The sequence below is a fragment of the [Clostridium] scindens genome, assembly GCF_019597925.1.
GTDB lineage: Bacteria > Bacillota > Clostridia > Lachnospirales > Lachnospiraceae > Clostridium_AP.
In genome coordinates this window covers 1,312,954-1,331,013 of sequence record NZ_CP080442.1, presented here as the reverse complement: position 1 = coordinate 1,331,013, position 18,060 = coordinate 1,312,954, and the positions used below count along the sequence as shown (strand labels likewise).

The window sequence follows — 18,060 nt, the reverse complement described above, 5'->3', positions numbered from 1 at the left end:
ATGTAATAAGCAGCGTAATGTACAAAAGTATGTTACGCTGCTTTTTTTAATTTTGAGGAACTCTCTCTGCCGTCCGCAGTTCCCTGTGAAGATGGGCCGCCATAAATACGGTGATGATCGCTGAAAGCACATCCGCGGCGGGCTGGGCGTAGAGTATCCCGTTGATACCGCATGCCATCGGAAGGATCAAAATGGCAGGGACAAAGCAAATCCCCTGTCTGCAGGCTCCGAGGATAAATCCTGCCGTGCCTTTGCCAAGAGCAAGGAATAGGGAAGAATACACCGTATAAAACCCGAATAGGAAGAAGGAAAGGCCATTTGCCATCAAGGATTTTGAACCGACGGAAATCATTTCTGCGTTTCCATCTGTAAACTGTGAAATAATCTGCGTGGACAGCAAAGCCATCAAAGAGCCTACAGCCACGCAGAAAATTGTTGACCACCGGATCGATGTTTTGGTCGCTTCCCGCAGACGGTCAAACTTCTTCGCCCCATAGCTGAATCCTGCAATAGGCTGAAATCCTTTGAGAAATCCGAATACCACCAGCGTTCCCATAGATGTAATCCTCGTAACCGCTCCCATACCGGCAATCACTGCGTCTCCATAATCCATTGCTGCCCGATTGACCAATGCGATAGAAAGGCTGGCAAGCAGCTGAAACGTCAGCGTAGGAACGCCAATCTTCAAGATCTCTGCCATCATCTGCCCGTTCAAGGCAAACTCCCTTACCCGAAAAGTAAAGGCACTCTTTTTTCCCAGCATATAGGACAGATATACAAGGGTAGAAACAAACTGTGAAATCGCCGTAGCAATTGCAGCCCCTGCCACGCCCATGTCAAGCGTATAGATGAAAACCGGATCCAGGCCGATATTCAGTACCGCTCCCAAAAGCAGGGCGCACATGGTTGTTTTTGCGGCTCCCTCACTCGTCACTATGTTATTCATGGTTACGTTGAATACATTGAAGATCGAGGATATCACATAAATCCTCGCATATGCCAGCGCATAAGGCATAATCGTATCTGTGGCACCCAGCATGGCAAGAATCGGCTTCAGAAAAATTGCCGCCAGGATAATGATGACTGCCCCAATAAAAACGCTGCTATACAGGGCGGTGCTAGCCACTTTATTCGCAGTGCCCTTATCGCCACGGCCTAATAGTCTGGACAGGTAAGATGCTGCGCCGTTTCCGAACATCAGTCCCAGACCTACAACGACCTGGCCCAGCGGAAATACGATAGAGATCGCTCCCATCTGGGTCTCCCCCAGCCCGCCCACGAAATATGCGTCCACCAGATTGTAAAGGGCATTGATCAGCATACCGATCATAATAGGAATACCCAGAGCCATAAGAGCATTTGGGATTGGCGCGCTCCCTAATAGTTCCATTTTTTTGTTTGTTCCACTCATTAGAAATTCTCCTTTTGTTGTACTTTATAGTACTATATTTTATAGTATTAACTACGGCTTTATTCTACTATAATTTATAGTAGTTGTCAAGAAAACATAGTGTCAATCTTGACAAGGCATATATAATAGGTTAATATACGTTACAACAATTACAAATTTTATACTACTGTAATATATAGCATTTTCCCAATAAGGAGGAACGTTATGGCAACCATAGATTTAATCGTATTAGGCATATTAAAAAAGGCGCCTATGGGCGCCTATGATATCCAAAAATTAGTGGAATACCGCAATATTTCAAAATGGGTGAAGATCAGCACGCCATCCATTTATAAAAAAGCCATCCAATTAGAGGAAAAGGGATTCATTAAAGGAGATCTTGTCAAAGAGGGAAAAATGCCAGAGAAGGTCGTTTACTCCCTGACCGAAGCCGGGGAGCAAGAATTTGAAAGGCTCATGCTGGAAATATCCGCAAAGCCAATCAGTATGTTTTTAGATTTTAATGCTGTCATCGTGAATCTGGACAACCTTCCGACAAACCTCCAGCAATCATGTATCACAGAGATTGAGCAAAACATAAAGATCCTAAAAGGCCACCTGGAAGAGAACCTGCGTCAAAAGGAGAATAACCCGGATATTCCGGAAACCGGCATGGCTGTTCTGCAGCAGCAATTTATTTTAGCAAAAGCCATTGAGAACTGGATCGCCTCGCTGAAAGGGACCATAGTTTCATAAGGTATTCCCTGCTCCCCCGGAATCTGTAAGGCAATTACATTCCAACTAGCTTTCTGACGGTGTTTGCCGTTCTGATTGTCAGTTTTTGGCTAATGTTCATGCCTGCGGTCTTTGGCCACCAGTTTGTTTTTTGATAATCCTTCCGGCTGAAAGACCAGAATACCGTTTCCTTATAATCCTTAATCTTTTCCAGGCCCTCCTTGGGCTCTCCGATCTCCCCCCATAATTCGGCAAATGTAGCAGGAGGCATAATAAAAATTAAATTATCATAGATTTCTTTATTCTCGTTCCCCCACCAGTCAGGTGCATGCTGCAAAATATCTTCAAGATCTTCTTTTGATATGACGAAAACCGGTATATCCAGACTAAACCGTTCTTTTATCATTGCTTCAATCCGGCTTGTAAGACTCCCTATATTATCTTCATCGCTTGAAAAAATCACATTTCCACTGTTCAGATATGTCTTAACCGCTCCAAACCTAAGTTCTTCAAAGGCTTTCTTTAATTCAGCCATTGGAACCTTATTTTTACCACTTATATTGATGCCACGCAGAAACGCAATATATATTTTCATATTCGTTGATTCCTCCATATAAATTCCTATAGGCCTTCCTTATATCTTTCATCCATCTATCCTAGCGGACAATTCCGATCTATCCATCCTTTCATCATACCATTTTATCATATACTTCTGAGGCAATCTTTTCAAACTTCTTTTCCGATAGAATCTCATTGGTCAGGAATTTCCCGTCATAAAACAGGCAGTAGGATGTGACGGCGGCCGGCGCTGCCTGAGCCTGCTCTGCCGTCTCAAGGAGTATCGTCTCAAAAGGAATTGCCTTGTCTGCGGCCATTTTCTCAATCAGCGGTACATATTTGGCGGTAAATGGGCATTGCTCTGTATAGTAAAGTACAAATCCCTTTTTGTCTATCTGTGGATTTTTCACCTGTTCCCTGAATCGTGGCACATCCGCGCCTTCCGCAAAGGGAAGATACATAAGTTCAAAATGTGGCCCCGCAGTATCCGCCGTCTGAAATCCTTTGTAACGCAGGTACTTAGGATCAGCCAGGTAGGGCCTCTTCTTGTCCGCTGACAGGATTGCCAGCCCTTTGCAACCCTTTTTCCGGCTGTCATCGATGCATGCCTCAAGAAGCTGGCTGGAATATCCCTGGCCTTTGTACTGTCCCGCAACCCAGAGACAGTTGATATACATATACCCATCGGCCTTCACAGGCGCAAAAGCATATTCCGCCGGCAGATATTCAATAAAGCATTTTCCCCGCACATTTGCTTTTAAAAATACCAGTCCTTCCTGGAATCGTTTTGACAGCCACCGCTTTTTTGAAACTACCTGGCAGTCTTTATTACTGGAAATCGCACAGCAGATGTGCTCCTTTTCCAGATTTTCCTCTGTAACCCTGATAAATTCCATTCTATGCCTCCTGTCTGACGGGGTGGCGTATCACCGTCTTGAGATTCTCCGGCTTCGTCCTTCTGGGGTCTCCCAGATAGATCTCATGGTGCCATCTCTGATCTGAAATATCCGTAATATACCCGGATGCCTGGATATACTCTTCCAAAACCGCTATCGTTGCCGGCTCATTATCATATGGACCTACATGCATGATCTGGCAGCACAGCCCCTCTTCCCAAGTCTCAAGCCGGGTCCTTGCGAAATCAATCTCCGGCTTTTTCTTCTTAAGTTCTGCCTTGGCCCACTCAAATACTTCCGTCGTTACAAACTCCGGCTGCCGGATCATAGAAGTCCATTTAAACTTGTCCTTATCTGTAATATTCCTGCCGTCAAAGGCACAGTCATCCGCCCGCCACAGGCCTTCCAGCGGCGGAACCACATACTCGAAGTATCCTTCCGGCTGCCGGCCGCTCATCTTACTCATCTTAATAGTAAAAGACAGGCCATAGAGAATTTCCATGGCGTCCTTATAATCCTTTGATGTATTCGGATTCCCTCGGCCATCCACCATGATAAACGTCATCTTTGGCACTTGAATGGCGGAAGGCTTCTTCTTGGGCATATACAGATCCTTATATGCCTTCTTATAATCCATTTTTTCCATTTTCTTGTCCCTCTTTTCTCTTGGTCTTTTTCGGCTTCGGCTCCGGCAATTCTTCATAGACTGCCTGCACCAGCCTCGTCATAAACCCACGGTCATCAATATCATCGATCAGCAGATATGGCTTAGCGCCTTCATATGGGGGCGCTTCCTCTCCATCCGGACAGATGCGCCTTCCTGCTTCCGTAATCTTGAGGAACAATTGATCGTCACAGATCACTCCTATAATCTTGCCATTGCAGTAGATTCCATATTCCCCGAACATCTTCCGGCACGTAATCTCTCCTGCATCTGTTAACTGCTCTTCTACATAATGAACAAACTCTTTGCTGGAAGCCATACTTCGCTACCTCCTCTAATTCAGCGCGATATACATATGGATACAAGTCTCCTCCATACTGTCATCCTGGTATTCTTCAAAATCATAGGTAAAGGCCCGGTCAAGATCCATCTCCCAAAGTTCCTGCCAGAATCTTGCCACAGCCGCCTGCATATCTCCATAGACAACGAATCGGGCATATCTGCCTCCCGGGATCGTCATCGACGTCACGCCTTCGGGCAGCCCGTCTGCATCTTCTACCTCGCATGCGACCGTAATCGTATAATCCCCGGTCTCATCCCCGGCATAGTCGGAGTAGATTCCCATTGCCTTGCCATTGACCTTGTGCTTTAACTGTCCATAGATTCCTTCTCCATAAAACCGTTTCCAAAGCCCTCCAATCACTGCTCCCATATCAGGAGACAGATTGTTGGTTCTGGCTGCAAGCCCTGCTACCGTCTTTTCTTTCAATTCCACTATATCATAATCCATGCTGTTTTCCTCTTGCTTTCTTTATTTATGACAAGCATATCACGCCTAACACGACACCTATGTGTCATGTTTCTAATTCTTCTTATACTTTTTGCCGATATTTTCTGCCAGCAGCCGGATTTCCTCCCGAAGGCCTTCCGGCTCTAATAATTCCACCTTATCGCCGAATGTAAGCAGCCAGCTAAACAGATTCTCCTTGTCATGAAAATAGAATTGGAACTGCAGTTTCCCATCCTCCCTGATTCTGAAACTGTCCACGCCATATTCTTCGATCAGCCTCCACTTCATCTCCGGCTCGAACACGGCCGTCACCGAGATTTCAAAAGGATATGCCGCCTCCACCCTTGGCTCGTACTTGGGAAGGTCGCGTTTTTCAAACTGTTCTCCTGCGACCTTTAATTCCAGCATTCGGTTTAGCTTAAACAGCCGGTAATCTTCCCGCTTCGTGCACCATCCCCACACATACCAGGAGGCCCACTGGAAGACCAAAAGATAAGGCTCGATCAACCGACCGCCCTCCCCGCCTGGCGCATAATAGTCAAACTGGATATAATGTCTTCCCTCAATGGCATCCTGGATCAATTCGATCTTCGGCGCCAGGGAGGACTTGTAGTAGGAGGACAGGTCGATCAGAATATGGCTGTTGGAAGCAAGCGTCGTATGATTCACCTCCAGCTTATCCATCAGCTGCTGATACCTGCTGGTACCGGATACGCTGTCCAGGCTGCGAAGCCCGGCAAGGATCGCCTGCATATCCGAAGAAGTAAGAAGGGTCCGATTCAGCCTGTATCCTTCCATGATTGATATGCCGCCATTTGCGCCCTGCGCGGTCACCAGCGGAATCCCGGCCTTGCACAAGTCTTCGATATCTCTGTTGATCGTACGCCTGGAGACCTCGAACCGCTCTGCAAGATAAGGAGCCGTCACCCGCTCCTGCTGCAGCAATATTGATAATATCCCGATCAGTCTGTCAATCTTCATCGTCTTCCTCCCCGTTACTTATCTGCTACTACTATAACATAAAAACACGACAGCATTGTGTCGTGTTTTTATTTAGAATTGCAAAATTGTGGAATATGCTGTCTACTTAGGGAATTTATTCCAATACCGGTTCCATAAAAGCGTCGCTCCTATGGCAATCACATCCACCAGGATGACCATGAAAAGGCCTGGGCCTGATATCACATACATTCCTCCCACAGAGCCTAAAACTGAACGCCCTCCGATGGCGATCGCTGCTACCATACAGGCAAAAAACAGATAGGGCAGCAGATTCAGGATAGGACTGCCTTTGATCGCCAGCCGATTGCCCATATAGCGCATCAAGCCTCTGCAGATACCGCACAATCCCAGGAATGCAATGATATCCGTCAGCGTAATCCCGAATCTGGAAGGCATCCCGCCGCAAGTCCACATAAAAGTGAAATAGATCGCAAAAGGCTGCAGGACATCTATCACCACCTGAAAGGCCCGCTCCTTCCTGGCTGGCGTTGCGGCATTCTCGATTATCTCATCGCAGAATTCCCGGGGCTCTACGCCCAGCATATCCTTTAGCGGCAGTTCCTGGCGCTCCGCCTCCTGCGCCATCCCCAGCAGATCCTTTCGGATAATCTGAATCTGGTAGAGAGGCAGCGAGGAGGATGAGATATACTTGATCATCCGGGATACTTCTTTTCGTCTTTCTTCTGACCGGATACGGAAGAAATCATCTTCGTTCTCCTTCTCCAGCTGTTTCAGCTTGTTTTCCATGATCTTCATATCAACCCCTCCTCAAATATCTTCTTTACCGATTCGCAGATTTCCTTCCAGTTTCCGTAGAATGCCGCCACGTATTCTTCTCCTTCTTCAGTCAGGGAATAGTACTTGCGGCTTGGGCCTAAGGGACTTGGCTTGTAGGTTGCCTGAATCAGCTTTTTCTTCTCCAGGCGTAAGAGAAGCGGATACAGCGTTCCTTCCTTTACCTCCCGGAATCCATTCTCCTGCAGCCGGTCTACAATCTCATAGCCGTAGGTCTCTGACTGGCTGATGATCTTCAATATACAGCCTTCCAATATGCCTTTCATTAGCTGTGATCTATCCATCGTCATCCCGCCTTTCACTACCTTGCATTGCAATGTTCCTAACTATATTGTATCACAAGATAGTTAAGTGTCAAGTACTTCCGCTCATATTAGCAAATGAATTCTACCGGCTTTCCTGTGCGAATAGTACCATCGCCCTTTCATCTGTCTGATTCATCAAACGATGGCCTCTCCCGGGAAGTATACGGATGGTATCTCCTTCCTTAAGCTCAATCTCCTCTTCTTCGAATAAGATCTCTACCGTACCGGAGACTACATAAGCGATCTCCTCCCAATAAGGATGTACGCTAAGCCGATCATTGGAGTACATCCCCGGCTCAAGTTCCAGAAGAAGCAGTTCCATCCTGGACTTTACCGGACTGACTGCCAGAACATCATAGAGACATCTTGCGTCTGGTCCTCCTGTCTGGCTCCGCTCGCACCTTCTTCTTACCAGGGACGCATTCTTAACTTCCTGCTCCAGCAGCGCGGATACCGATATCCCCATCGTACCAGCCAGATTCTCCAGTACCGAGAGCGTGGGGTTCCCAATCCCGCGCTCAAGTTCGCTTAAAAGCGCAGTGCTAAGCCCCGTTTTTACAGCCAATTCCTTTATTGTCAGCCCATGCGCCTTCCGGTAGCCTGACAGCCTGGAGCCAATTTGATAAGTTTTTTCCATCTGCTGTTCTCCTTTTTCGTCATCTTCGATTTTCCTATCAATATTCATAGAAAAAGCAAACACTATTTAGATATATTTAAATTCATTAGTTATATTGATTTTAGCATTTGTTTATGATATATTCAACTCAATTTCCAAAGGAGGAATATTCTATGAAGACTCTATCAAATAAAACGACGCTCTTACTTGCTGATATGACGCTTTTTATCGTTGCCGCAATCTGGGGAGGCGGATTTGTTGCCGGAAAATACGCGCTAAAGGGGCTTGGCCCTCTTGCAATTCTTATGTACCGCTTCTGTGGAGCAGCGATCATCATGGGCCTGATATTTAACAGGAGGATCCGCCTGGCTGAAAGAGGAATCATAAAATATGGCCTTTTGCTTGGCGTCCTCCAATTTCTGGGTCTTCTGATCCAGCTGTTTGGCCTTCAGTACACGACTCCTGCCAAGCAGTCATTTCTTGCAGCCACCTATGTCATCTTTACGCCGCTTGCGGCATGGGCCATCACAAAAGCCAGGCCACTGAAAAAGGATGGCCTGGCTGCATTTATCGCTATCCTCGGTATCGCGCTTATCAGCCTGAACGGAGATCTTGGCATTCAGATGGGCGATCCTGTCACGCTTTTATTTGCCCTGGTGTTTTCTATTCAGATTGTCTTAACCGGCAGATATGCCAAGCCCTTGGATCCGATTGCCCTGACCTTTTATCAGTTCTCCTTTTCCGGGCTTCTATCCATAATCTGCGTCATCTTCTCTGGCACAAAGATCGTATGCACGGACCGGGGCTCTCTCTACGGCGTAACATATCTTGTCTTTATTAATACCGCCCTTGCCATCTGCCTGCAGAATGCTGCCCAGAAGTATGCCAAAGACAGCCACACAGCATTGATTCTGTCACTGGAGTCTGTCTTCGGCTTTCTCTTTTCTGTGCTTATTTTCAAAGAGACGGTAACGATGAAGATTATTCTTGGATGCATTCTGATTCTGGCGGCTCTGATTATATCCCGCGGACTTTTGCATCATCCGTCACTTCGTCCTTGCCTAAAACGTGCCTCGCTCATCGCCAATCTTCATCAGCGGCGTGACAGAAACTGTCCCTGATATATCAATATTCCTTGTCGTAACTGGATAATCCAGGCGGAAGGATAGCCGTGCCTCGCTTGTGGCCGCCTCATTCGTCGTAAATCCTGCGGAAGCGGACGTATTCCTCTCCGCCCCCGTTGGCGCGAAGAAGGAATAGAGAAGCCTTGGCGTTCCATTGATATATGGTATGATCTCCATAAAGCCATCTGCCTCCGGCGTTGCGAGGAATACATAATCAATCAGGTAGAGATATCCAGGCGCCAGTACGATCTGCGTCTCCTCTTCCAGATGAATCTCGTCCCCCCTGCGGAATATGGCGTTAAGTGGGATAAAGCTTCCACTTGTCGGATTGGAACTTGTTCCATATTGTGCAAAAAAGTCGATGCATTCCTGATTCTTATTGCAGCATCTTAATCTCATAATAATAGCCTCTATTTCTGTTCTCACTTATAGTGTATACAGAAAAGAGGCTATTGGTTTCTTCTGTTATATAAAAACATCAGTACTGCCATCGTACATATAATTCCATAGCCAAGCCAGCTAAAGGCATCCGGAACCTGTCCGAATATGACAAATCCCAATCCAGCCGAGAAGATAATCTGCGAATAATCATAGACAGATATCTCCCTTGCCGGCGCGTGGCAATAGGCCGCGGTTATGGCGAACTGCCCTCCCGCCGCCGCAATGCCAGCCATTAGGAGGATAGCGGTCTGGGACAGGGACATAGGATGATAGTCAAAGATCAGCCAAGGCAAGGTGAATAAGCATGAGAATGTCGAGAAGAAGAACACGATAAATGGGCCTTTTTCCCCATTCTCTCCCAGTTTTCTGACCATCGTATAAGCCGCGCCCGCGCCAATTCCGCCGAGAAGCCCGATCATGGATGGGACAAGATCCATATTCGTAAGCGTCGGCTTTACAACGAACATGCTTCCTGCAAATGCGCCTGCCACCATCAATGCCTGGGGAACCTTCACCTTCTCATTTAAAATCAGGAAACTAAATAGCACTGCAAAAAAAGGAGACATCTTATTTAGCATGGACGCATCTGCAAGCACCAAATGATCCACTGCATAGAAATTGCAAAGAATTCCAAGCGTCCCAAAGACGGAACGCAGAAGCATAAACTTTAGATTCTCCTTCCTGCACCGAAACGGCACGCCATCTTTTAAAAGGATCACGCATGCGAAGATTGCCGCAACAAAGTTACGGAAGAAACTTTTCTGGATCGAAGGCAAATCGCCTGCCAGCCGAACGAATAGGTTCATAAGCGCGAAGCAGAACGCGGACAGGACAATGTACAAGATTCCTTTATAACGCCTGCTGCCACTCATAGCACCACCATCCCCAGCGTCCCGGCTACGATCATGGCAAGTCCCAGGCCTGATCTCCTCGTAAGCCGTTCCTTAAATATAATATATGCAAAAGCGATGGATATCAGGATGCTTAACTTGTCAATCGGCAGCACTACGCTGATCGGCCCATCCTGCAGCGCCCGGTAATAGCACAGCCACGACAGGCCGGTAGCGATTCCGGATAGGATGATAAAGGTCCAGCTTTTCCTGCTCACATCCCGGATCTGCTTCTGCTTTCCTCCCGCCAGCACGATCAGCCACGCCATGATCAGAACGATAATGGTACGGATGGCCGTGCCAAGATTGGATTCGATCCCGACAATGCCAATTTTGCTAAGCAGCGCTGTTAGCGACGCAAAGACAGCCGACAGCAGGGCATATAGAATGGCGCTTTTGCTCTTTTTCTTTCCTTCTTCCGTCCCCTGCTTCTTCTCGATCATCAGGTAGGTCCCTGCGGCGATCAATATAACGCAGATTCCCTTTGACACGCTCATCGGCTCTCCCAGGAACAGGACGCCCAGAAGAATCGTCAGAACTACGCTGGACTTGTCGATGGGCACCACCTTATTGACATCTCCGATCTGCAATGCGTGGAAATAGCAGATCCAGGATGCCCCGGTGGTAATTCCGGACGCGCACAAGAATAGCAGCGTCTTTGGCGATACTTCTGAAATGGTTCCCTGGGATCCAACGACAAATACCATGATCCAGGAAAATATTAATACTACGATCGTCCTAAGCGCAGTCAGCAGGTGGGAGTCTGTATCTTCCACTCCGATTTTCACAAGGATCGCAGTAATCCCTGCAAAAAACGAAGACCCAACAGCATATAGTAGCCACATCTGGTTTTCCTCTCATTTCTTATTTTTTCTTCCATCATGCCGTCACAGGCACTTCCAGTTCCGGCACGCTAGAAGTCAAACAGCGACAGCTGATTGGATTCCGGCAGGTCGGACAGTATGCCCAGTTCCACCATATAGTCGATGACCGACTTGCTGGCTTTGGTACGCTGCCGGAAGTCGTCCCTTGACAGATATGGCCCGTCCTTGGATGCTTCCGCCACCGCTTCTGCCGCCTTCTCTCCCATTCCGTCAATGCTTGAAAGGGGCGGCATCAGTTTCCCGTCAATGATCAGGAACTTGGTCGCCTGAGCCTTGTAGATGTCCATGGGCATAAATTCATACCCTCTGGCATACATCTCCTGAACAATCTTCATATCCTTCATCGTGTCCTGTTCTTTCTTGCTCAGAGTCGCGGACCGGCTGTTATATTCATCGATATAATGCTGCAGCACATCCTTGCCCCGGCACATGATCTCATAGGAGAATGCATCCGCGCGGATTCCAAAATACGCCCCATAATAAGCCAGCGGATAATTGATCTTGCAGTAAGCGATCCGGTACGCCATCATAACGTAGGCCGCCGCATGGGCTTTCGGGAACATATATTTGATCTGCTTGCAGGACCAGATATACCAGTCAGGGACTCCTGCCTCCTTCATGGATTTCTCGAAGTCGTCTGTAAGCCCTTTGCCTTTTCTTACTTTTTCCATAATGGTAAAGGATAATTCACTGTCCATCCCTTTATTGATCAGGTAGGTCATGATATCGTCACGGGTACAGATTGCCGTTGATATGGTAGCCTTTCCGCTCTTGATCAATTCCTGGGCGTTGTTAAGCCACACGTCCGTTCCATGGGACAGGCCGGAGATACGGATCAAGTCAGACAAAGTCTTTGGCTGGGTGTCAACCACCATCTGTACGACAAAGTCTGTTCCGAATTCCGGGATGCCCAGGCATCCCACCGGGCAGCCGCCAATATCGTCCGGCTTGATTCCCAGGGCTGACGTATCGTGAAACAAGGACATTACCCCCTTGTCGTCCAGGGGAATCTTGGTTGCCACGAATCGGTTGTCCGTCTCATTGTATTCATTTTCCAGCGCTGGAGAACTAATGTACTCTTCCAGCGTCTTGATCATGGTCGGATCATCATGGCCCAGGATGTCAAGCTTCAGCAGGTTGTGGTCAATGGAATGGTAGTCAAAGTGCGTGGTGACGATGTCTGTCGTCATATCATTGGCCGGATGCTGTACTGGGGTAAATGAATTAATCTCTTCCCCCAGAGGAAGCACGATGATGCCTCCCGGATGCTGTCCGGTACTCCTTCGGATTCCAGTACACCCCTGGACAATCCGGTCAATCTCGCAGTTTCTCTTCCGCTGTCCCCGCTCCTCATAGTAATTCTTCACATAGCCGAACGCCGTCTTATCTGCCAAGGTTCCTACCGTGCCCGCACGGTAGGTCTGGCCAGCGCCGAAGATGACCTCCGTATACTTGTGGGCGTTACTTTGATAGTCGCCAGAGAAGTTAAGGTCAATATCCGGCTCCTTGTTCCCCTTGAATCCAAGGAACGTCTCGAACGGAATATCGAATCCGTCCTTAACCAGCTTCTCCCCGCAGACCGGGCAGTTCTTATCCGGCATATCCCATCCGCAGCCGCCGGCAAATGCCCGCACTTCTTCAGACTCGAAGTCGCTGTAATGGCAATGCTTGCAGTAGTAATGAGGGCTCAGGGGATTTACCTCGGTAATTCCCGCCATCGTCGCCACGAAGGAAGAGCCTACGGAGCCACGGGATCCAACCAGATAGCCATCCTCATTGGACTTCCACACCAGTTTCTGCGCTATAATGTACATCACCGCGAAGCCGTTGGAGATGATGGAATTCAGTTCCCTCTCCAGACGCTCCGTTACAATCGGCGGCAGTTCTTCCCCATACATGGAGTGAGCCTTATTGTAGCAGATCTCCCTCAGCGTCTTATCGGAATCAGGAATGACAGGCGGGCACTTGTCCGGCCTGACCGGCGTAATCTTTTCTGCCATATCCGCAATCTTGCAGGGATTGTCTATCACGATCTCCTTTGCTTTTGCCGAACCCAGATATTCAAACTCTTCTAACATCTCGTCGGTGGTGCGCAGATAAAGAGGCGCCTGCTCATCCGCATCTCCGAATCCTTTTCCTGCCATGATGATACGCCGGTAGACTTCATCTTCCGGATCCATAAAATGCACATCGCAGGTGCCAACAACCGGCTTGTTGAATCGGTCTCCCAGATCCACGATCTTCTTGTTGATCTTCTTAAGATCTTCTTCACTCTGTACATTCTCAATACGGTCGCTGGCAATCATGAACCGGTTGTTTCCCAATGGCTGTATCTCCAGATAATCGTAGAAATTGACGATCCTCGCGATCCGTTCTTCCGACTTCTCATTCAGAATAGCCTGATACAGTTCCCCCGCCTCGCAGGCGCTGCCTACCATCAGGCCTTCCCTGTATTTGGACAGCTCGCTTTTGGGGATTCTGGGCCGCCTGGCATAGTAATCCAGATGGGACTTGGATATCAGGGTATATAGATTCACCCGGCCCACCTCATTCAAAGCCAGTATGATCACATGGTATGTGGGAAGCTTCTTGATCGCATCCGCATTATTGCTGCCAAACCGGTTTAACTTCGCCAGATCATTGATATTGCGTTCCTTCAGCATCTCCACGAACTTCACGAAGATCTCCGCGGTAGCGCCTGCGTCGTCCACTGCCCGGTGATGGTTCTCCAGGGATATATGGAGTGCGTTGGCTACTACATTGAGTTTAAACTTCGACAAGGTAGGAAGAAGGATTCTGGCCATGGCCACCGTATCCACAGAAGTAAAATTCGGCACAATATCCTGGTATCTACAATTCTGTTCGATAAATCCCACGTCGAAAGACGCATTATGCGCTACCAGGACCGCATCCCCAATGAATTCCAGAAATTGCGGGAGCACCGTCTCGATATCCGGCGCATCCATGACCATCTGATCCGTAATGCTGGTCAGCTGGGTGATGCGAAACGGGATTGGGATCTTGGGATTTACGAATGTGCTGAACCGCTCTGTTATCTTCCCGTTCTCTACCTTCACCGCGCCTATCTCTATAATCTTATCCTTAATCGGGCTAAAGCCCGTCGTCTCCAGATCGAATACTACATAGACATCGTCCAGCGTCTGCCCCTTTTCGCCCACGGCCACATCCGTAAGGTCATCGACCAGATAGCCTTCTACTCCGTAGATCACCTTAAAAGGATCGTCTTTATCCAGGGTCTCTATGTAATGGTTGGCGTCCGGGAATGCCTGGACTACTCCGTGGTCAGTGATGGCAATCGCCTTGTGTCCCCAGTCATGGGCGCGTTTTACAAGATCCTTTACTTCCGATACTCCATCCATATCGCTCATCTTCGTATGGCAATGAAGCTCTACCCGCTTTTCCGGAGCCGTATCCTTCCTGGACTCCGTAAAATCATTAATCTTTCGAATTCCTGTGATCGACCCAATGGTAAGCTCGCCGTCAAATTTATCAATGGTGGTGACTCCCTTGATCTTAAGGAATGCGCCCTTCTTTACGTCTGCCAGAATATCCGGAAGCTGCTCGTTTCGCACAAACATCTTGACCATGATCGTATCTGTAAAGTCTGTCACCGCATACATGATGATCGTCTTCTCGTTACGGATCTCCCGGGTATCAAAACTGATGACCTTGCCGCGGATGGTGATCTCGCCCATCTCGCCAACTACCTGTTTTAGTTCTATCGTCTCATCATCAAAGTCCCGTCCAAAGATCAGGTTCGGATCATCGGAATTCTTCTTATAAGAGAATCCTTCTCTTCTGCCATTCCCGAAAAACGCCTTCTTTTCCTTCTTGCCCGCGCCATTCCCATTCTGGCTCTTCGTGGACTTTGAAGAAACGCCTTCCTTTTCTTCCTGGGCCTTCTTCTTAAGTTCCTTCTCCTCCTGAACCGCTTCCGCGTGTTCCAGTATGGCGTCTACTTCCTGCTTAAGCTTGACATCATTATATCTTAACTTGCTATCCTTGGGCTTCTCGTATGCGACCCGTACTTCAATGGGCCGCTGGAACCTTTCCTGAAATACTTCTGCCAGATAGCCGGACAATGATTCTTTCTTCCCTTGGGCTACTATGGTGTCCGTAAGCGTCAGGCAAAGAATATTCCCCTCTTCAAACTGATACCTTGAGCCTTGGAGCATGCTGCGCTCCACCACGCTTTTTTCATTCAGTTCCAGCAGAAGACTGTCAAAATATTCATTCATCAGGTTTTCCGGCGTATACTGCTCTGACAGTTCATACCTTTCCTTCACTTCGATCTGGATGCGGCTGCGTCCGAACAGCTGATCCTTCATCAGCTTCTCTACTTCGTAGATACGCCTTTTCTGGATCAGATGACGGCTGTAGAGATGCACCTTGATAAAATCCCGGTCGGAATTGGTGGCAACTTTCGTTACCTCCACGCCCTCAAACAACATACGGATATCTTCATTTACTTTTAATGTTGGGAATACTTCAAAGAACGGCTTACTCATTCCAGTGCAACAACTCCTGTCTCAACGTTTCTAACAATTGGTCCTCTTTTACTTTCTTTACAACCTGTCCCTTTTTGATCAGCAGGCCCTCTCCTATGCCGCCGGCTATACCGATATCCGCCTCCTTGGCTTCTCCTGGCCCGTTGACAACGCAGCCCATTACCGCTACTTTGATATCCAGCGGAATATCCGCCACCAGCTGCTCGACCTGATTTGCCAGTCCAATCAGGTCGATCTTAGTCCTGCCGCAAGTTGGGCAGGATACTACTTCGATGCCGCCTTTTCTAAGACCCAGCGTCTTCAGTATCAGTTTGGCGGACTTGATCTCCTCAACCGGAGCTCCGGTTAAGGATACCCGGATGGTATCTCCGATTCCCTGGTTCAGTATCAGCCCCAGGCCTATGGAAGACTTGATGTTGCCTGCCAGCAGGGTCCCTGACTCTGTGATTCCTACATGCAGCGGATACTGGCACCTGTCTGCAATTAGTTCATGGGCTTTGACGCACATCATGACATCGGAAGACTTGATGCTTACCACCAGATTGTCATATCCCATCTCTTCTATCATGTGCACTTTGTCCATGGCGCTCTCAACCAGGCCTTCCGCCGTCACCCCTTTATACTTTTCCACCAGATGCTTCTCAAGAGAGCCGCTGTTTACGCCGACGCGGATAGGCACATGGTATTCCTTTGCCTTATCCACCACTGCCTGCACGCGTTCTCTGGCCCCGATATTTCCAGGGTTGATCCTGATCTTGTCTGCGCCATTCTCAATTGCCGCAATTGCCAGGCGATAGTCAAAATGAATATCCGCCACCAGTGGGATATGAATCTTCTCCTTGATCTTTGCAAGCGCCTGCGCTGCCTCCATCGTCGGAACCGCACAGCGAATAATCTGGCATCCTGCCCGTTCCAGTTCCAGAATCTGGGCCACCGTCGCCTCCACATCCTCTGTGCTGGTATTCGTCATAGACTGGATGGCAACCGGGCTTCCTCCGCCTATACACACTTCTCCTATCCAAACCTTTTTCGTCTTGTCTCTAAACATTGCTTTATCCTTTCTATAATACAGTATCCTGCGAACAGCAGGAACCCCTCTATCGGTCACCTTGTCTGATCGGTGTCTCAAATAGAGGGGCATATCATTGCTATTCCTTTATAAAGGTCATCTGTTCTCCATATTCGCGTTCTGTCAGTGTCAATTGCTCCTGATCCACACTGTAGTCAAATGTCGTAGTCACGGAATCCAGGGCATTCTTCAAGTCTTCCTGCGTATACTTGCCGTCAGACTTTTTTGCAAGCTTCTCAAATTCCGACTCATCCGCCTTAATTGTAATGGTCTTTTCTTCTTTGTCCATCGTATAATTCAGCTTCACGCCCACGCTGATATCTTCAGCCACCTCCGGAACATTCACGTCGATCGTTCCATTGCTCTTTATTGACAGCCTGAGGCTTCTGTCTTCGTCCACCCATGTTCCTTCCAGCGGATTAGCTGTGAAGAGCTTTGTCAGAAGAAAAATCGCTATAACTATAATCAGGACAGATGAGACAAGTGTGACAATCCTCCAGATCTTACTTCTTTTCGCTTCATCATTCTTCGCTATTATCATCTATCCAGTTCCTTTCGAGTCTTACATTATTTGCTTCACTTTAAATTATATGTTCTTTGCCCCCTGGTGTCAACGGGGTACTTCCCATTACTCATCTATGTCTACCAGCAGGTAGAATCCTTTCTCTGTCTTCTCAATCCGGCTGATCCTTCCTTTGCGGGATTTGATTCTCTGGCTGGTCCGGTATATTCCGGACATGGCAATTGAAGGCTCCACTAGATAGGTATACTGTCCTGTAACGGCACTCCGCTCGCTGATTTCTACTTCCTGTCCTTCTTCAACCAAGCCTTCTCTCTCCATTTTGAACCTTTCCTGCCTCATTTATTGCCTATTCCTTTCTATTTCTTTACTTTTGCTCAACATTGTTCCACTTTGCAACCTAACGTAACACTTTGTTGATATTCGGCACTTTTTATGTTCTTTACTGCAACAATTGATAAAATTAACACAAAAAACTAAGGAGGTGCCGGCCATGTCTTTTTCCAAAAAGTTAAAAATGTTACGTCTAGAAAATGAAATGACGCAAGACTATGTTGCTAGCCGCTTGAACGTCGCGCGTTCAACGATAGCCGGGTATGAGACGAAGAACCGACAGCCATCGCATGAGAAACTGGCAGCCCTTGCCAACCTCTTCCACGTAACAATCGACTATCTCCTGGAAGATGACGAGGTCATCCACATGGCTTTGGCGCAGAATGAAAATCTGCCTCCCATGGAACAGAACCTCCTGTATAAGTATAAGATGCTTTCTTCCCGTTCCCAGAAAGATCTGCTGGAATATATTCATCTTCTAGAATTACGTGACCGGGAACAAGAAGCCACCTAATATCT

Annotated in this window: 20 protein-coding genes; 3 read left to right on the top strand and 17 right to left on the bottom strand. The window is 47.9% G+C overall.

The window, feature by feature from the left end; genetic code table 11:
• Positions 1–46 precede the first annotated feature (46 nt).
• Positions 47–1,411: an MATE family efflux transporter gene (locus K0036_RS06405; RefSeq protein ID WP_220430981.1), complete on the bottom strand. Its 1,365-nt coding sequence runs from the start codon at positions 1,409–1,411 to the stop codon at positions 47–49.
• 204 nt (positions 1,412–1,615) lie between these two features.
• Here K0036_RS06405 and K0036_RS06400 point away from each other — a divergent pair, with 204 nt between their 5' ends.
• Complete coding sequence (locus K0036_RS06400; RefSeq protein WP_025644289.1) at positions 1,616–2,146, top strand: PadR family transcriptional regulator; 531 nt, start codon at positions 1,616–1,618, stop codon at positions 2,144–2,146.
• Positions 2,147–2,180: 34 nt separating this feature from the next.
• Here the strand turns inward: K0036_RS06400 and K0036_RS06395 are convergent, their stop codons facing one another.
• The 9 genes from K0036_RS06395 to K0036_RS06355 all read right to left on the bottom strand — a co-directional run bounded on the left by K0036_RS06395 (position 2,181) and on the right by K0036_RS06355 (position 7,772).
• A complete protein-coding gene (locus K0036_RS06395) occupies positions 2,181–2,720 on the bottom strand; it encodes a DUF1697 domain-containing protein (RefSeq protein ID WP_220430980.1) in 540 nt (179 codons plus the stop codon).
• Positions 2,721–2,814: 94 nt separating this feature from the next.
• Complete coding sequence (locus K0036_RS06390) at positions 2,815–3,579, bottom strand: GNAT family N-acetyltransferase (RefSeq protein ID WP_025644293.1); 765 nt, start codon at positions 3,577–3,579, stop codon at positions 2,815–2,817.
• 1 nt (position 3,580) lies between these two features.
• Positions 3,581–4,225, bottom strand: a complete 645-nt coding sequence (locus K0036_RS06385) for a GyrI-like domain-containing protein (RefSeq protein ID WP_220430979.1) — start codon at positions 4,223–4,225, stop codon at positions 3,581–3,583.
• Entirely contained in the window at positions 4,206–4,562 is a 357-nt protein-coding gene (locus K0036_RS06380; RefSeq protein WP_025644295.1) for a TfoX/Sxy family protein, read from the bottom strand. Before K0036_RS06380 ends, K0036_RS06385 begins: the two co-directional genes overlap by 20 nt.
• Positions 4,563–4,577: 15 nt before the next feature.
• Complete coding sequence (locus K0036_RS06375; protein ID WP_025644303.1) at positions 4,578–5,033, bottom strand: GyrI-like domain-containing protein; 456 nt, start codon at positions 5,031–5,033, stop codon at positions 4,578–4,580.
• A 72-nt stretch (positions 5,034–5,105) separates the two neighbouring features.
• Complete coding sequence (locus K0036_RS06370) at positions 5,106–6,014, bottom strand: helix-turn-helix transcriptional regulator (protein WP_173692966.1); 909 nt, start codon at positions 6,012–6,014, stop codon at positions 5,106–5,108.
• 102 nt (positions 6,015–6,116) lie between these two features.
• Positions 6,117–6,791 carry a hypothetical protein gene (locus K0036_RS06365; RefSeq protein ID WP_025644312.1) on the bottom strand — a complete coding sequence of 225 codons (675 nt, stop codon included), beginning with the start codon at positions 6,789–6,791 and terminating at the stop codon, positions 6,117–6,119.
• Positions 6,788–7,114: a PadR family transcriptional regulator gene (locus tag K0036_RS06360; RefSeq protein WP_025644313.1), complete on the bottom strand. Its 327-nt coding sequence runs from the start codon at positions 7,112–7,114 to the stop codon at positions 6,788–6,790. Before K0036_RS06360 ends, K0036_RS06365 begins: the two co-directional genes overlap by 4 nt.
• A gap of 103 nt (positions 7,115–7,217) precedes the next feature.
• Complete coding sequence (locus K0036_RS06355; RefSeq protein WP_220430978.1) at positions 7,218–7,772, bottom strand: cupin domain-containing protein; 555 nt, start codon at positions 7,770–7,772, stop codon at positions 7,218–7,220.
• Between the two features lie 152 nt (positions 7,773–7,924).
• Here K0036_RS06355 and K0036_RS06350 point away from each other — a divergent pair, with 152 nt between their 5' ends.
• The gene (locus tag K0036_RS06350) at positions 7,925–8,872 is read left to right on the top strand and encodes a DMT family transporter (RefSeq protein ID WP_220430977.1); all 948 of its coding nucleotides are present in this window, start codon (positions 7,925–7,927) and stop codon (positions 8,870–8,872) included.
• On the opposite strand, the gene K0036_RS06345 is transcribed toward K0036_RS06350, so the two are convergent.
• The 7 genes from K0036_RS06345 to K0036_RS06315 all read right to left on the bottom strand — a co-directional run bounded on the left by K0036_RS06345 (position 8,813) and on the right by K0036_RS06315 (position 17,550).
• Complete coding sequence (locus tag K0036_RS06345) at positions 8,813–9,274, bottom strand: hypothetical protein (protein ID WP_220430976.1); 462 nt, start codon at positions 9,272–9,274, stop codon at positions 8,813–8,815. The two genes, K0036_RS06350 and K0036_RS06345, sit on opposite strands and share 60 nt — an antisense overlap.
• 50 nt (positions 9,275–9,324) lie before the next feature.
• Entirely contained in the window at positions 9,325–10,188 is an 864-nt protein-coding gene (locus K0036_RS06340) for a DMT family transporter (RefSeq protein WP_173692961.1), read from the bottom strand.
• Positions 10,185–11,051 (bottom strand): EamA family transporter, encoded by an 867-nt coding sequence (locus K0036_RS06335; protein ID WP_220430975.1) that lies wholly within the window; start codon positions 11,049–11,051, stop codon positions 10,185–10,187. Before K0036_RS06335 ends, K0036_RS06340 begins: the two co-directional genes overlap by 4 nt.
• A 68-nt stretch (positions 11,052–11,119) precedes the next feature.
• Positions 11,120–15,619 (bottom strand): PolC-type DNA polymerase III, encoded by a 4,500-nt coding sequence (locus tag K0036_RS06330; RefSeq protein ID WP_220430974.1) that lies wholly within the window; start codon positions 15,617–15,619, stop codon positions 11,120–11,122.
• Entirely contained in the window at positions 15,612–16,667 is a 1,056-nt protein-coding gene (ispG, locus tag K0036_RS06325) for a flavodoxin-dependent (E)-4-hydroxy-3-methylbut-2-enyl-diphosphate synthase (RefSeq protein ID WP_220430973.1), read from the bottom strand. Before ispG ends, K0036_RS06330 begins: the two co-directional genes overlap by 8 nt.
• Before the next feature lie 100 nt (positions 16,668–16,767).
• On the bottom strand, positions 16,768–17,229 hold the full coding sequence (locus K0036_RS06320; RefSeq protein WP_025644320.1) for a hypothetical protein: 462 nt from the start codon (positions 17,227–17,229) through the stop codon (positions 16,768–16,770).
• 87 nt (positions 17,230–17,316) lie between these two features.
• A complete protein-coding gene (locus tag K0036_RS06315; RefSeq protein ID WP_025644321.1) occupies positions 17,317–17,550 on the bottom strand; it encodes a hypothetical protein in 234 nt (77 codons plus the stop codon).
• Between the two features lie 151 nt (positions 17,551–17,701).
• Here K0036_RS06315 and K0036_RS06310 point away from each other — a divergent pair, with 151 nt between their 5' ends.
• Positions 17,702–18,055 carry a helix-turn-helix domain-containing protein gene (locus K0036_RS06310; RefSeq protein ID WP_025644323.1) on the top strand — a complete coding sequence of 118 codons (354 nt, stop codon included), beginning with the start codon at positions 17,702–17,704 and terminating at the stop codon, positions 18,053–18,055.
• Positions 18,056–18,060 lie beyond the last annotated feature (5 nt).